Genomic DNA, 14,734 nt, shown 5'->3' with positions numbered 1-14,734 from the left:
ATATTTTATACAATAGTGGGAATGATGATTTTAATAATTGGACTTGTATTGATTCGCTTTAAAAATGATTAAACCCTCTGGCGGGTCAAAGTGATAAAAATTTATAAATTCATAAACAATTATTTTTATTAAATGTATATTATACAAGAAGCTTACCCGTAACCTGCTTTTAATTAGCATCCGATACTTTCCCCTTTATTTAAACAATTTTGATACGCTAACTTATCTAAATAGATATATAACTTAATGTTTGGCAATTAAATTTAATTAACATGAAAAAGGGAAAGGTAGTCATCTTAATGATTGGCATGGTAGTATCGGGAATAATAAGCGCGGGCGCGCAAAGCAAGAAAGAAAAAATTGAGATGTTAACTCAAAGAACGGATAGTCTTGAAAAAACTCTGTCTCTCAGGAATGATAGCATAGTCCAGTTAAAAATAAAATTAGCCAGACTGGAGGGTACAAAAGATGCCCATAATGAACAGATCAAACGATTTGAAAATAAGGCTGATAGTTTAAAAGAAGAACTTATTGTCAGTAATATGACCGTTGAAAACCAGCAAGCTAAAATAACGCAATTAAATGCGGATATTAATGGATTACAAACGCAGCAAAAAGAATGGGCAAGTAAAAATGAAGCATTAACCTTAGAGGTTAACTCCCTAAAACCAAAACCAGCGGAGGCCGGGGTAGCTGTAAAAGATACCAAACCGGCAGATCCTCCTAAAGAGGCAATTAAGCCGGAAACTACTACCAAAAACTAACATTTGTAAAAGGGACGACAGTCCCTTTTACATTAGAATATAGGAGGCAAATACACCTCGAAGATCAAATAATATATTTAAGACCTCTCCCCTATGCTTAGCGAATAAGAGGAACTAAATGTTCACCAATTAGCTCAATAGATTTCAATAGTTTCTCCTGCGGAAGCGCTGCCTGATCCATTTGAAATGTAACACGGGAAATACCGCCTAAAGCTTCGCTATGGCGAAGTATTTTTTCGGCCACTTCCTGCGGACTTCCAATCAACAATGCACCGGTTGGGCCCGTTTGCGCATCATATTGTGCACGGGTTACGGGCGCCCATCCACGTTCTTTTCCTATTTTGGTAAACACCTCTGCATATCCGGGGTAAAAATCATTTCTGGCTTCCTGGGATGTATTTCCTACATAACCTATTGAATGTAAACCAACTTTTAACTTATCAGGCGAATGTCCGGCTTTTTCGCCGGCTTCGCGGTAAAGATCTATCAATGGCCTGAAGCGATGCGTTTCGCCCCCGATAATAGCAACCATTAATGGAAGCCCTAATGCGCCGGCACGTATAAAAGACTGTGGAGTACCACCAACGCCTAACCAGATGGGCAATGAGGGTTGTACAGGCCGTGGGTAAATTGCCTGGCCGTTAAGCGGCGCACGGAACTTGCCCGACCATGTTACTACTTCATTATCTCTTATTTTTAGTAACAGATCAAGCTTTTCGGCAAAAAGCGGGTCATAGTCTTGTAGCTTATAACCAAAAAGCGGGTATGCCTCAATAAATGAGCCGCGCCCTGCTACAATTTCTGCACGCCCATTAGAAATCAGATCTAATGTAGCGAAGTTTTGAAACACCCTTACCGGGTCGGCCGCGCTAATAACAGTTACCGCGCTGGTTAAACGGATTCGTTTGGTACGGGCTGCCGCAGCTGCAAGGATGATGGTTGGTGCCGAATCTAAAAATTCCTTCCGATGATGCTCGCCAATGCCAAACACATCCAGTCCGGCCTGATCTGCATGTTCAATTCTTTCTAATAATTGGGCTATTACATTTACATTTCTGGTGGCAGTATCTTCGGTATCATTAAATGTTGCCGCGGCAAAGCTATCTATTCCTATTTCCATACTATTATGTTTTTACAATTGATGTTTAAACAAACATCAACAAGTTTAAACAATATTCCGGCCAAAAAAAACAGCGCTTGTTCTTTTGAACAAATGCTGACAATAGTTTTGATTTACCCGATCAATTATCCGAAAAAGGATTTGCCGGAATTGTGTTATTTCTATTTACCTGAATAAGTGATCTTAAAAATAGCACCTTTCAAATCATCAGCCACATACAAGGCACCGTCAGGTCCTTGAGCTAATCCTGTGGGGCGATATTGAAGTGGGCCGGTAGGTTTTGCAAGGTTCTGGCCCGTAAAATTATCTGCAAAAATCTCCCAATCTCCTGATGGCTTGCCATTTTTAAAAGGAACAAAAGCCACTAAATAACCTATTTTTTGCGAAGACTGGCTATGAAAAGCCAGGAAAGCACCGTTCTTATATCTTTCGGGAAACATATTGCCGGTATAAAACAGCAGATCGTTTGGCGCAAGATGCGCGGGGAAAGCAGCAATAGGGTCAAGATATTTATCTTCAACTGTTATTTTCCCGTCACCACCATACTCGGGCGCAAGCATTTTCTTCTTCTGGATCTGATCATAATAAATAAACGGCCAGCCTGCATCTGCGTCCTGGTGCAATTCATACAGCGTTTCGGCCGGTAAATCAGCACTTTGTTTGGCGGTATAATATTGCGGGAACTTGTCATCAAAGCTGCCACGGCCATGTTGAGTTGAAAATAAAGTTTTTGTACTGGTATTCCAGTCTATCCCAATTGCATTTTTAATCCCTTTCGCGTAATGAACTCCGTTGCCATAGCTTTGATTAAGCTTATTGGCCTTAAATTTCCATATCCCTCCTACCGAGTCTAAAAGAGGGCAACCGGGGATTCCCTGCCCTGAACCTGTCTGCCTGCACGCGTCAGAATAAGAACCAACGGTTACATACAAATTACCCTGGTCATCTAAGGCGATAGATTTTGAATTATCGCGTTTTTTATCTACCAGCCCCTGTACAATTAGTTCGGGTTTATCAGGATCAATTACTTCCTGCTTATCATTCAATTTATAACGGTATACAGCTGTATTAGAGGTTGAGTAAAGATATTGCCCTTTTATTTTTATACCTGTGCCAGGGTACTTTGCAAAACTCATTTTTTTATCAAGTCTGCCATCATGATTGGTATCGCTCAAAAAATAAATTCCATTTCCTTTTTTAATCGAATTTAATTTTACATAAACATCTCCATGATCGGTAACAACCAAATGCCTTAATGACCCAAGTGAGTCGGCAATTATAGTTGCAGAAAATCCTGCCGGAAGTTTAAGATTTACCGGAAAAGGGGCTGTGTTTTTATTAATATTATTGAAGACTGAAAAACTGGCTAAAGCCATAATTGCACATAACAGGCAAATTACCCGAAGAACTATTTTATTCATGAAAGTTGTATTTATTGTTAAAAATTAGCTTTTGGTTTGATTGGCGTGTTTATATAAACAACACACAAAGCTATTAAAAAACGTTAGCTGCTGTTCTAACTTTCAGGTTTGTTACAATATTATCTATATGATGCCCTGTCGTTTACATTATCGCGTTTGTAATAAAGTATGATTTTATTCCACAAAAAAAACAGCGCTTGTTCTTTAAACAAGCGCTGACAATAGTTTAAGTTTATTTGATCAATTATCCGGAAATTGATTTTCCGGGAATTGTATTATTTTCCTTTAGCCGAATAAGTGATCTTAAAAATAGCGCCTTTCAAATCATCGGCAACATATAAAGCGCCGTCTGGTCCCTGAGCTATTCCCATGGGGCGATATTGAAATGGGCCGGTAGGTTTTGCAAGGTTCTGGCCCGTAAAATTATCTGCAAAAATCTTCCAATCTCCCGAAGGTTTCCCATTTTTAAAAGGAACAAAAGCCACTAAATAACCTATTTTTTGCGATGACCGGTTGTGAAAAACCACAAAAGCACCGTTCTTATATCTTTCGGGAAACATATTTCCGGTATAAAACAGCAGATCGTTTGGTGCAAGATGTGCGGGGAAAGCAGCAATAGGATCAAGATATTTATCTTCAACTGTTATTTTACCGTCCCCGCCATATTCAGGAGACAATATTTTCTTTTTTTGAAACTGGTCGTAATATACAAATGGCCAACCTGCATCTGCTCCCTGGTGCAATTCATACATGGTTTCGGCGGGCAAATCGGCGCTTTGTTTGGCGGTATAATATTGCGGGAATTTATCATCAAATGGCCCCCGCCCATGCTGCATGGCAAACAGGGAATTTGTATTGCTGTTCCAGTCTATCCCGACCACATTTTTTAAGCCTTTGGCATAGTGAATCGCATCATTGTAGCTTTGATTAAGCTTATTGGCTTTAAACTTCCATATCCCTCCTACCGAGTCTAAAAGAGGGCAGCCGGGCATACCTTCCCCAGAACCTTCTTTCCGGCAAGTTTCATTATAAGAACCAACGGTTACATACAAATTACCCTTGTTATCTAAGGCGATAGATTTTGAATTATCGCGTTTTTTATCTACTAATCCCTGTACAATTAGTTCTGGTTTATCAGGATCAATTACTTCCTGCTTATTATTCAATTTATAGCGGTACACACCGGTATTAGTGGCCGAGTAAAGATATTGCCCTTTTATTTTTATACCTGTGCCGGGATACTTTGCAAAACTCATTTTTTTATCAAGTCTGCCATCATGATTGGTATCACTCAGAAAGTAAATTCCATTTCCTTTTTTAAGCGAATTTAATTTTACATAAACATCTCCATGATCAGTGACAACCAAATGCCTTAGTGACCCCAGTGAGTCGGCAATTATAGTCGCAGAAAATCCTGCCGGAAGTTTCAAATTTGCCGGAAAAGGAGCTGTATTTTTATTAATATTTTTAAAGACCGAAAAACTGGCTAAAGCTGTAATTGCACATAACAGGCAAGTTACCCGAAGAACTATTTTATTCATAAGGTTGTATTTTTTTTAAAAATTAGCTTTTGATTAGATTGGCGTATTATAAATAACACAAAGCTATTAAAAAAGGTTAGCCGCTGTTCTAACTTTCAGGTTTGTTACAATATTATGGATGTAATAAATTATGACTTTCTGATCTATTTTATATATTTGAGAACCTATTATATAACCCTTTTTAATTGCCAATTTAGTTATGAACAAGATTAAAGCCCTGCTTTTTGCGGCACTTTTAGTATCGAAATTAAGTGCTTTTGCCCAGGCCCCTGTTGAAAAATACCCGGTTGATTCTGCTTCTGTAGTTCATGCCGGCGTGCCTAAGGGCGAATTGATCCAATTAAAATTTAACAACTCGAAAATATACCCTGGTACCACACGTAATGTTACTATTTATGTACCTGCCCAATATGATGGTAAAAAACCCGCTTGCCTGTACGTAAACCAGGATGGCGTGCAATTTAAAGCGCCTACTGTTTTTGATAATTTGATAAATAATAAAGAAATGCCGGTAACCATAGCGGTCTTTATAGCACCGGGACAGGTTTCCGCTCCCGATAAGCAGACTGCAATAAACCGTAATAACCGCAGCTATGAATATGATAGCATTGGCGATACCTATGTAAAGTTTTTATTAAATGAACTTTTACCGGAAGTTGAAAAACAAAAAACTGCAGATGGCAGGCCCATCCTGTTATCAAAAAACGCAAACGACCGCGCTATTGGCGGCTCGAGCAGTGGCGCTATAGCTGCATTTAATGCCGCGTGGGAAAGGCCCGACCAATTTACCAGGATATTTAGTTCTATTGGTACTTATGTGGGTTTCCGCGGTGCAGAGCGGTTCCCTACCTTAATAAGGAAATATGAACCTAAGCCATTACGCATATTTATGCAGGATGGAACAAATGATCTTAATAACTATGTTGGCGATTGGTGGATTACCGCGCAAATGATGGAAAGAGCTTTTCAGTTTGCAGGTTATGAAGTAGATCATGCCTGGGGTGAAGGCGGGCATAACGGCGTTCAGGCTACGGCAATCTTCCCTCAGGCCATGCGTTTTTTATGGAAAGATTATCCTAAACCGGTAGCCGCAGGTGTATCTAAAAATGCATTTACAAATACCATTGTATTGCCCGGCCAGGGCTGGGAGCTGGTTGGCGAAGGTTATGGCTTTGCAGAAGGTACTGCTGTAAATGCAGCCGGCGAGGTTTTTTACCAGGATATACCCAATTCAAAAACTTATAAAGTTGATGTTAACGGCAAACTAACCACACTTAAACTGGATGCAAAAAAAGCAAGCGGTACAGCTTTTGGCCCTGATGGAAAGCGTTATACTGTAGCAGGCGGCACCAAACAAATATTAAGTTACGATGCAGACAGTAAAGAGACTGTAATTGCAAGCGATATAGCAGGCAATGACCTTACCGTTGCTAATAATGGAAACGTGTATGTAACTGTACCCGATGGCACAGATAAACCCAGCAAAATATACCTGATAAAGCCAAACGGCGAAAAAACTGTAGTTGATGAGGGTATAAAATATGCCAATGGACTAACGCTTAGTCCGGATCAAACCGAGCTGTACGTTACAGAATCTTCAACTCATTGGGTATATGCGTTCCAGGTTAATGCTGATGGTACATTATCTGCCAAACAACATTTTGGCTGGCTGCATGTACCGGATACAGCAGAAAATGCGTGGTCTGACGGGGCAAAATGCGATGTAAATAACCGTATTTATGTAGCCACCCGTTTAGGTATACAAATATTGGACGAAATTGGCAGGGTAATCAGCATTATGCCTACGCCTAACGGCAGCCCATCCAATCTGTGTTTCGGCGGGCCCAATTTTGATATATTATATGTTTCTGTTAAGGATAAAGTATATCGTCGCAAAGTTGGCGTAAAAGGGGCTAATTCTTTTGATAAACCTTTTAAACCAAATACGCCTAAAATATAAGTGGTGCTCGCAAATGCTGTGATAGGCTTTACTAAGGGTTGGAATTTATCAGCATATATGGCTACCCTATCGCATTAGCAATAACCTCATTGCCATACACATGGTTAGGCAGTAAGTTAAAAGCGGGAAAATAAGAGGGGAAAACTATTTGGTCTTTTCGCCGGCGTATGGAAGGCTTGATATGTAAAGCACTATACCAATACCAAAAATAATAAAGCCACTATAAGCTAATCCTGCAGATGCACTTATTCCACTTCCCGAGTCGGCAGGGTTTAGTGCGTGTTCTGGTGTAAAGATAAAAGCACCAGCAATTATTAATATTCCAATTGCTGTTATAACAAGTCCTAAGGTCTTTTTCATATTCAGATATTCAAAGGCACAAATATATAAACTTTGTGTTTTAATTATATATGTCTAAAACAATTCTTTTACTTGTACAGGAACTATCTTTGTTTTATATCAACCCGGTATTCTTTAGATTTTAAAAATATCTTTAAAATGTGAACATTAGTGTTGCTTTGATCTTTTGAAATTATCTAAATTCGTTCAACTCTTGCCACTCGAGCTAACAATTAATTTGATACTATGAACTTTGTAAATAAAATTGAAAACTGGGGCAATACCCACCACCCTAAAATATTAGACTTTATACGTATAATATTAGGCGTTTTTTTAGTTATGAAAGGTGTAGAATTTATGCGCAACACCCCTTTTCTTCTCGATCTGCTTTTACAAAACCAATCCGTCCATTTATCCGGGCTTGAAATTGCTGTCATTTTACATTATGTAACCTACGTACACATGGTTGGCGGTATACTTATTTTTTTAGGTTTATTTACCCGAATAGCATCACTTATGCAGCTTCCAATTATATTTGGAGCTGTATTTTATGTTAACATTTTAAACCCTTTGGTTAGTTCTGAGCTTTGGTTGTCTATAATTGTCCTGGCGTTATTACTAACGTTTGTAATAATTGGGTCAGGACCCTTATCGTTGGATAACTTGCTTACGGAAAAAAAAGAAAGTCTAAATAGATAATCAGCTTTATAATCAGCCTGTTCTCTATATTTATTATTTGCTGAAAAATTAATTTATTAGTAAATATTTTTCTATATTCCGTTGATTTTCCATGCCAAAGAAAAACAGCCTTATCATATATGCACTATGCATAATTGGGTTACTTATAACCAATTCGGAAACTTATGCCCAACTGCCATCAACTGCTTCATTATTAGCAGGTTTAAAACAATCTCGGGCTGATACAAGCTGCATACGTATTTATAAAGCTCTGGTAACAAATTACCGTAATGAAAAATCAGATTCGGCCATATTTTATGCAAAACAAGGCCTGGCATTAGCAAACCGATTAAATTATCTTTTAGGTATTGGATTAATGCACGGGCAAATTGGCGCTGTCGACATTGCTATTGGCAAAATGGATTCGGCTAAAAACCATTTAACAATTGCCTTGTCTATTTTTGAAAAATTAAAATACAACCCAGGTTTAGTTGTTACAAATAATTCTTTAGGGATTTGCCTGGCTAAAATGGGTTCGTATAAAGAGGCTGCACAACACTTTATAGCTTCATTAAAGATAAATCAGGCCAGTAATGACATACATGGGTTGGTTCAATCATATCTTAAACTTGGGGTATTGAATGAGCAGATTAATAATTTAGATAAGGCTTTAGAATATTATCAAACTGCACTTAAATTAAATAAACAACTTCCCCCATCAAATGCAGAAGCAACTCTTTTAAACGATGTAGGCATTATATATGGTAAAAAAAACCAGATGAAGCTAGCATTGCAATACTTTTTAGATGCACTAAAAAAGACAGAGAACCACGAACCGGAGTTAACTGCTATGATATTGGGGAATACCGGTGCTGTATATCAGCAATTAGGAAACATCAAAAAAGCTTTTGATTATCAATTACAATCATTAACCATAGCACGAAAATTAAATTTACCCGAAGCCGAAGCCACCACGCTTATTAACCTGGCATCCTTAAAAACAAAAACTAAGCCCGACAGCTGTTTAATTTTATTAAAACAATCATTAGCAATTACGCTGATGTTACATCAAAATCATCTGCGGCTGGATGTTTATGACGGCATGATAGATGTATACAAACAGAAAGGTGATTTTAAAGACGCGGTAAAAACATTAGAATTTAAGGATGCTTTAAAAGACAGTCTGTTTACACTTAAAAATTCAAAAGATATAGCCGGTTTAATAGCCAATAATGATTTGGCTAATTCAAAAATTAAAGTGCAAAAATTGCAGCTCATTAATCAGCAAAATAAATATAAAACATGGATTACATTCGCTGTGGCTGTTTGTTCGTTAATTGTTTTATTAATAGTTTTTTTGTTTTATAAAAAAACAAAAAAACTTAATGAGCAATTGCTCATACAACAGGATGAATTAAAAAACCTTAATAATTTTAAAGATAAATTATTTTCTATAATTAGTCATGACCTGCGATCGCCGGTGGCTACTATAGTTAATTTGTTAGAAGTAATAGAGGATGAGGCTGATATAACAGAGGTACGCTCATTTATACCCCGACTAAAGGAACACAGTATATCTACATTAGATGTGATGGATAAATTGTTGATATGGGGCCAAACCCAGTTAAAAGGCATAACCTACAACAAAAGTCATTTTAATGCTAAATATGTAATTACACAATCGCTGCTTTTTCATAAAGAGACCGCCGAACAAAAGCACATTCAGCTAATTGATAAGACACCTGATGATATCTTTATTTTTGCAGACCAAACGCATTTTGATTTTGTTATCAGAAATTTACTGGCTAATGCAGCAAAATACACACATGCCAATGGTATTGTAGAAATTGACGCTACTATAGATCATCCAAAAGGCTTTACCACAATTGCAATTAAAGATAATGGAATAGGTATAGCAAAATCTTTACAGGATAGAATATTTGAACCTGACAATGAAAGCATGGAAGGCACTGGTAGCGAAAAAGGAAACAGCATTGGCCTGATGCTTTGTAAGGAATTTGTGGAACGGAATGACGGAAAAATATGGGTAGAAAGCAAACTGAAAAAAGGAACCAGCTTTTTCGTTTCTTTTAAACATTAATTTAGGGTATTTTTAAACTATAAACCAAACATTACTCATTCATGAAAGTAATTTTCACCATTTTAATAATGGCTATTTCATTAGGCGCCAATGCGCAAAGCGATGTCTTAAAAGCCGGTGTTTATAACTTGGACAATAACAAAACGATTCATATAAGAGGGGTAGAAAAAAGAACCATTATTAGCGGAAAGACTTTAGACCTGCAAAAATTCGAAATAGCTACATTCACTATCTCTGCAGGTAAAGTTTACACCCAACCCATTATTGATAGCCAATTTGAACAGTTAATAGTAGTAAAAAGCGGCAATGTTACACTAACAATAAACGATACTACTAAAACAGTAGCTGCCTATAGCATTGCATTAATATTGGCTGGTGATAAGATCAGTTTTAAAAATAATGCTAACGAACCTGCAACCTTTTATATAATTAAATATAAATCAACAAATACGGCAGATATTAAGCGCGGGCATGATGCAGGGCCATCGGTTATTAAAGACTGGAGTTTGTTAAAAGTAAACAAATCAACAAAAGGTGAAACAAGAGCTATATTTGACCGGCCAACATCTATGTTTGGAAGATTTGATGTACATGCTACAGCTTTAAACCCCGGTTTTGCCAGCCATGATCCGCATACACACCGGGTAGAAGAATTAATATTGATGCTAAACGGTAGTGTGCAGGAAACCATTGCACAGGATAAATTTGATGCGCATGCAGGCGATTGTATTTACCTGTCTTCGGGTATATTGCATGGGCCAAAAAACATCAGCAATGAGCAGTGTTATTATTTAGCCATACAGTGGCATAATTTAAAAACAGATTAACTAACCTGATCGTCTGCTATCTTCTTTTCTATTCGCCTGTCGGGGATGAACCAAATGCATGCAACAGCAACATATAATCCAAAACTTATATATGTATTTACCCAGGCAAACACTATCGCCACTATATAACATATTAGCGATAGTTTTCCCTTCCAGTCTTTGCCTAATGCAATTGCTAATGAAGAGTCCTGTCCTTCATGCTTAATTAACACGACTACCAATATACTGTAGGCAATAGCATTCATTAAAAGCACAAAGCCATATAAAGCCATTGGCCATACAACACTAAATGGATTTTCGCCCATCCAACTACTTACAAAGGGCACCATTGATAACCAGAAAAGTAAATGCAGGTTGGCCCATAGTACTGCACCATTTATTGATCGTACTACATGGAACATATGATGATGATTGTTCCAGTAAATACCAACATAAATAAAGCTCATAACGTAGTTTATAAAAACCGGCCATACTTTAGATAATGCTTCCAGATCAGGCTTAGCAGGTACCTTCAGCTCCAAAACCATAATGGTAATAATGATAGCGATAACGCCGTCGCTAAAGGCCTCTAATCTACCTTTACGCATATTTGCATTTATTGATCTCATAACGAATTACAAAGTAATAAATATAGTAATAGGAGCTGTAAATCTATTGAATTCCGAAAGTGTGCTTCAAAGCCTTTTTCGCAGCATGATAGCCAGACATACCGTGTACACCGCCGCCTGGCGGCGTAGATGATGAACAGATATAAATACCCTTTGCTGATGTTTTATAGGGCGAAACTCTTAATGCAGGCCGTGTAAATAATTGATTGATACCAAATGCCCCCCCATTAATATCGCCACCAATATAATTAGGATTATATTCTTCAAGTTGTACGGTATTTATAGTGTGTTTTGCTAATATAACATCTTTAAACCCCGGCGCAAAGCGTTCAACCTGCTTTTCAATAGCCCCGGTCATGTCAATAACCGAACCATTAGGCACATGGCAATATGCCCAGGCAGTATGTTTACCAAGCGGCGTACGGGAAGCATCAAATACACTTTGCTGCGCCAATAGCACAAAAGGGCTTTCGGGGTGCTTGCCCAAAGCTATTTGCTTTTCACTATCAGTAATCTCTTCTAGTGTGTTGCCTAAATGCACTGTACCGGCACGCCGGCATGCATCAGCTGTAAATGGTATTGGTGCGCTCAATGCCCAATCAATTTTAAATGCCCCCATTCCGTAATGATAACGTTCCAGTTGCCATTTGTAAATTGATGAAAATTTATGCCCTGCTATTTGCAAAAGCTGCCGCGGAGTAACATCAAACAAAATAGCGTGTGATGATGGTAACTGTGTTAATGACTTTATGTACAACCCGGTTTCTATCTTTCCGCCTATTGAAGTAAAATAAGATGCCAGTGCATTGGCTATATTTTTAGAGCCCCCTTTAGGTATTGGCCACCCCTGTTGATGGCCCGAAGCCATTAAAACCAACGCGATAGCCGAGGTTGTTAAATTTGATAACGGCTGCATGGAATGGGCAGCCATACCTGCGAATAATCCCTTTGCTTCAACCGTACTAAATCGCTTTGCCAAATGTGTTGCAGATGTTAGCGCTTTTAACCCAAACCTTGCTAATGCCAACGGATGTTCAGGAAAATGTAATGGCGCTAAAATATCAGGTAAAACAGTGGGCCAATTGTTTACTAACGGCTGTAACAGATCAAGATAGGCTTGTTTATCTTCACCTAATAATTGTGCGGTTTCATTAAGCGACCTTTTTAAAATTGCAGTAGTGCCATTATCAAAAGGATGTGCCGCGTCAATATCCGGATAGATATATTCAAGGCCATGTGCCGCTAAAGGCAGTGTTTTAAAATATGGTGAAGCTACAGCAAGCGGATGTATTGCCGAACAAACATCATGCGTAAAGCCGGGTAACGTAAGTTCGGCAGAGCGTAACCCTCCGCCGATCTCATTTTTTCCCTCTATCAATAAAACCGATAGCCCATTTTGTTGCAATAAAATAGCGGCGGCTAAACCATTTGGGCCTGAGCCTACTATTATCGCATCAAAATCGCGTTTTTCCAAAGTTTAATAGTCAGAATAATCTGTTGGATAAAGAAAGAAGCTTTCGCCTTTTGATACATTATGCTGATACTCGGGCATTTTACCTAAGGCAACAAATTGCGCATCTTTACCAAATTGTTTCCATTTGTCGATATTATCCTGTTTGGTGTTATAGGTGGTCATGTACATCAAATTAGGCATATGGCTACCGGCAATCACTTCCGAATAAAATACGCCATTCATGCCATATTTCTTAAATATGGCCATTTCATCGCCTATATTAAACATTTTAACTTTACTGGCATGTAGTTTTTCGGTTGCACCTTCGTAGCTGCGTAACTCATATACCCTGTCTGCTTTTTTTCCGGTTAGGTCTGGCATGTTTGGCACTGGAGCGTTAACAAACGCACGAGCTATAATTGTTTCTATACGTGCATATGGAGCATTATTATAAGGAGCATCCAAATAATCCTTACCCGCGTCCAGGTATGTTTGATCCTTCAATATTTTTTGATCAGTATTTTCCAGGGCATCCCAGGTACGGTAAGGTACAACCACATAAATTTTCCTATCTAAACTATCTTGTTTAATCAGCTTAAAAACACCAACGTTTTTTACGCCCGCTTTATGTAACGCGGGTATATAGGCATTTTGCAGGTAAGCATCTAAACGACTTTCTTGCGTTGCGTTTTTAAAATGATAAATTTTTATCTGGTAATAATATTGTGAAGCTGCTTTCGCATATAATCCGGAGAATAGACAGGTTGTAAATACAAACAAGGCAATGAATACAACCGGGCAATTTTTATAGAACTTTTTCATAATCGTTATTTTTATAATACTAAGTTATTTTTACTTTTTTATTTATAGGTTATTTATTATTTAATTTAAATCGGGGCAGGCTTACTATCAATAATACAAATATTGCTGTTACCAGCTTCAATAAATTTGCATCTACACCTATATTTAAGGTTAAGGCCAAAACCAGTTGAAATAATACAGCGCCGGTTAAAACTAAAACTAAGCTTATCCAGACTGATGTTATGTTTAACCAGTTTATTAAAGTTTCTGCTATAATAACAGACCCCAATCCTACTATTACAATGCCAATGCCCATACTTATATCGGCAAACCCCTGGAACTGGCTTATCAAATAACCGCTTACCGCGGTTAACGCGTTAGCCAATGCCAGGCCAATAATTTTCATTCTATCTGTATTTACTCCTAACGCTCTTATCATCGATTCGCTATTGCCCGTCGCGCGCATAGCCAAACCAAAATCGGTTTTTAACAGGTAGCCAATCAGCAAAGTAATTACAAGCACAAATAACGATAATATTATAAAGGTATTTTGGTTAGGATTACCCAAAATTTGTAACAATGTGAATATGGATGAAGTGCCAATTAATGGCAGGTTAGAACGCCCCATTAATGTTAAATTAACAGAGTACAATGCTGTCATTACTAATATGCCGGCAAGTAACGGGTTAATTTTAAGCTTGGTATGTATGATACCGGTTATTGCACCGGCAACGCCGCCAGAAAGTAAAACAACAGGTAAAATTAAGTAACCCGGTAAATGCCGGGTAAGTAAAATGGCCGTAACAACCCCACCTAATGTGTAGCTTCCATCAGTTGTAATATCGGGGATATTGAAAATTTTCATGGAAATGTATATTCCCAATGCTATTCCCGCAAAGCAAAGTCCTTGTAATAATGCGGTTAGGTAAAAATCCATTATTTTACAGCTTCGAAATTTGATGGGATAGTAATATTATACTTTTTTGCTGCAGCAGCATTATAAACGCGCTTTCTTATCTTAACCATTTCTGGTTTAAGGCCGGTTGTTTTATGTGTTTTTAAATATTGTGCAGCCTGCTCGCCTGCCTGGTAGCCCCATTGATAAATATCGGCGCCAAATG

13 protein-coding genes and 1 pseudogene are annotated in these 14,734 nt (G+C 38.0%); 5 read left to right on the top strand and 9 right to left on the bottom strand.

Annotation, left to right across the window (positions count from 1 at the left end; translation table 11 throughout):
* The first annotated feature begins 272 nt into the window (after window positions 1–272).
* A complete protein-coding gene (locus JWP71_RS09920; RefSeq protein WP_299499227.1) occupies window positions 273–764 on the top strand; it encodes a hypothetical protein in 492 nt (163 codons plus the stop codon).
* Window positions 765–861: 97 nt separating this feature from the next.
* Here the strand turns inward: JWP71_RS09920 and JWP71_RS09915 are convergent, their stop codons facing one another.
* The 3 genes from JWP71_RS09915 to JWP71_RS09905 form a co-directional block, all read right to left on the bottom strand.
* Window positions 862–1,884 carry an LLM class flavin-dependent oxidoreductase gene (locus tag JWP71_RS09915; protein WP_299499225.1) on the bottom strand — a complete coding sequence of 341 codons (1,023 nt, stop codon included), beginning with the start codon at window positions 1,882–1,884 and terminating at the stop codon, window positions 862–864.
* Between the two features lie 161 nt (window positions 1,885–2,045).
* Complete coding sequence (locus tag JWP71_RS09910; RefSeq protein WP_299499223.1) at window positions 2,046–3,305, bottom strand: PQQ-dependent sugar dehydrogenase; 1,260 nt, start codon at window positions 3,303–3,305, stop codon at window positions 2,046–2,048.
* 275 nt (window positions 3,306–3,580) lie between these two features.
* Entirely contained in the window at window positions 3,581–4,846 is a 1,266-nt protein-coding gene (locus JWP71_RS09905; protein WP_299499221.1) for a PQQ-dependent sugar dehydrogenase, read from the bottom strand.
* A gap of 199 nt (window positions 4,847–5,045) precedes the next feature.
* Between JWP71_RS09905 and JWP71_RS09900 the strand changes: the two genes are divergently transcribed.
* Window positions 5,046–6,806 carry an SMP-30/gluconolactonase/LRE family protein gene (locus JWP71_RS09900; protein WP_299499219.1) on the top strand — a complete coding sequence of 587 codons (1,761 nt, stop codon included), beginning with the start codon at window positions 5,046–5,048 and terminating at the stop codon, window positions 6,804–6,806.
* 144 nt (window positions 6,807–6,950) lie between these two features.
* Here the strand turns inward: JWP71_RS09900 and JWP71_RS09895 are convergent, their stop codons facing one another.
* Window positions 6,951–7,166: a hypothetical protein gene (locus JWP71_RS09895; RefSeq protein WP_299499217.1), complete on the bottom strand. Its 216-nt coding sequence runs from the start codon at window positions 7,164–7,166 to the stop codon at window positions 6,951–6,953.
* A gap of 225 nt (window positions 7,167–7,391) precedes the next feature.
* Here JWP71_RS09895 and JWP71_RS09890 point away from each other — a divergent pair, with 225 nt between their 5' ends.
* The 3 genes from JWP71_RS09890 (at window position 7,392) to JWP71_RS09880 (ending at window position 10,751) form a co-directional block, all read left to right on the top strand.
* Complete coding sequence (locus JWP71_RS09890) at window positions 7,392–7,844, top strand: DoxX family protein (RefSeq protein WP_299499215.1); 453 nt, start codon at window positions 7,392–7,394, stop codon at window positions 7,842–7,844.
* Between the two features lie 91 nt (window positions 7,845–7,935).
* Window positions 7,936–9,924 carry a tetratricopeptide repeat-containing sensor histidine kinase gene (locus JWP71_RS09885; protein ID WP_299499213.1) on the top strand — a complete coding sequence of 663 codons (1,989 nt, stop codon included), beginning with the start codon at window positions 7,936–7,938 and terminating at the stop codon, window positions 9,922–9,924.
* 41 nt (window positions 9,925–9,965) lie between these two features.
* Entirely contained in the window at window positions 9,966–10,751 is a 786-nt protein-coding gene (locus JWP71_RS09880) for a cupin domain-containing protein (protein WP_299499211.1), read from the top strand.
* Here JWP71_RS09880 and JWP71_RS09875 read toward each other — a convergent pair.
* From JWP71_RS09875 to JWP71_RS09855, 5 genes and pseudogenes are all read right to left on the bottom strand, one after another.
* Complete coding sequence (locus JWP71_RS09875) at window positions 10,748–11,359, bottom strand: TMEM175 family protein (protein ID WP_299499209.1); 612 nt, start codon at window positions 11,357–11,359, stop codon at window positions 10,748–10,750. The genes JWP71_RS09880 and JWP71_RS09875 overlap by 4 nt on opposite strands.
* Before the next feature lie 43 nt (window positions 11,360–11,402).
* Complete coding sequence (locus JWP71_RS09870; protein ID WP_299499207.1) at window positions 11,403–12,833, bottom strand: NAD(P)/FAD-dependent oxidoreductase; 1,431 nt, start codon at window positions 12,831–12,833, stop codon at window positions 11,403–11,405.
* A gap of 3 nt (window positions 12,834–12,836) precedes the next feature.
* Window positions 12,837–13,634, bottom strand: a complete 798-nt coding sequence (locus JWP71_RS09865; RefSeq protein WP_299499205.1) for an NIPSNAP family protein — start codon at window positions 13,632–13,634, stop codon at window positions 12,837–12,839.
* Between the two features lie 49 nt (window positions 13,635–13,683).
* A complete protein-coding gene (locus JWP71_RS09860) occupies window positions 13,684–14,550 on the bottom strand; it encodes an ABC transporter permease (RefSeq protein ID WP_299499203.1) in 867 nt (288 codons plus the stop codon).
* A pseudogene (locus tag JWP71_RS09855) lies at window positions 14,550–14,734 on the bottom strand (ABC transporter substrate-binding protein); the annotation flags it as partial. The gene JWP71_RS09860 and the pseudogene JWP71_RS09855, both read right to left, overlap by 1 nt.

It is taken from the genome of Mucilaginibacter sp. (assembly GCF_028287845.1).
In the GTDB taxonomy this organism is placed as follows: domain Bacteria; phylum Bacteroidota; class Bacteroidia; order Sphingobacteriales; family Sphingobacteriaceae; genus Mucilaginibacter.
Note: the sequence above shows the minus strand (reverse complement) of the source record. Positions and strands in the feature narration are given on the sequence as shown.

Bases quoted from the DNA above. Each gene is read 5' to 3' on its own strand.
- JWP71_RS09920 (WP_299499227.1), top strand. From the start codon at position 273: ATGAAAAAGGGAAAGGTAGTCATCTTAATGATTGGCATGGTAGTATCG.
- JWP71_RS09915 (WP_299499225.1), bottom strand. From the start codon at position 1,884: ATGGAAATAGGAATAGATAGCTTTGCCGCGGCAACATTTAATGATACC.
- JWP71_RS09910 (WP_299499223.1), bottom strand. From the start codon at position 3,305: ATGAATAAAATAGTTCTTCGGGTAATTTGCCTGTTATGTGCAATTATG.
- JWP71_RS09905 (WP_299499221.1), bottom strand. From the start codon at position 4,846: ATGAATAAAATAGTTCTTCGGGTAACTTGCCTGTTATGTGCAATTACA.
- JWP71_RS09900 (WP_299499219.1), top strand. From the start codon at position 5,046: ATGAACAAGATTAAAGCCCTGCTTTTTGCGGCACTTTTAGTATCGAAA.
- JWP71_RS09895 (WP_299499217.1), bottom strand. From the start codon at position 7,166: ATGAAAAAGACCTTAGGACTTGTTATAACAGCAATTGGAATATTAATA.
- JWP71_RS09890 (WP_299499215.1), top strand. From the start codon at position 7,392: ATGAACTTTGTAAATAAAATTGAAAACTGGGGCAATACCCACCACCCT.
- JWP71_RS09885 (WP_299499213.1), top strand. From the start codon at position 7,936: ATGCCAAAGAAAAACAGCCTTATCATATATGCACTATGCATAATTGGG.
- JWP71_RS09880 (WP_299499211.1), top strand. From the start codon at position 9,966: ATGAAAGTAATTTTCACCATTTTAATAATGGCTATTTCATTAGGCGCC.
- JWP71_RS09875 (WP_299499209.1), bottom strand. From the start codon at position 11,359: ATGAGATCAATAAATGCAAATATGCGTAAAGGTAGATTAGAGGCCTTT.
- JWP71_RS09865 (WP_299499205.1), bottom strand. From the start codon at position 13,634: ATGAAAAAGTTCTATAAAAATTGCCCGGTTGTATTCATTGCCTTGTTT.
- JWP71_RS09860 (WP_299499203.1), bottom strand. From the start codon at position 14,550: ATGGATTTTTACCTAACCGCATTATTACAAGGACTTTGCTTTGCGGGA.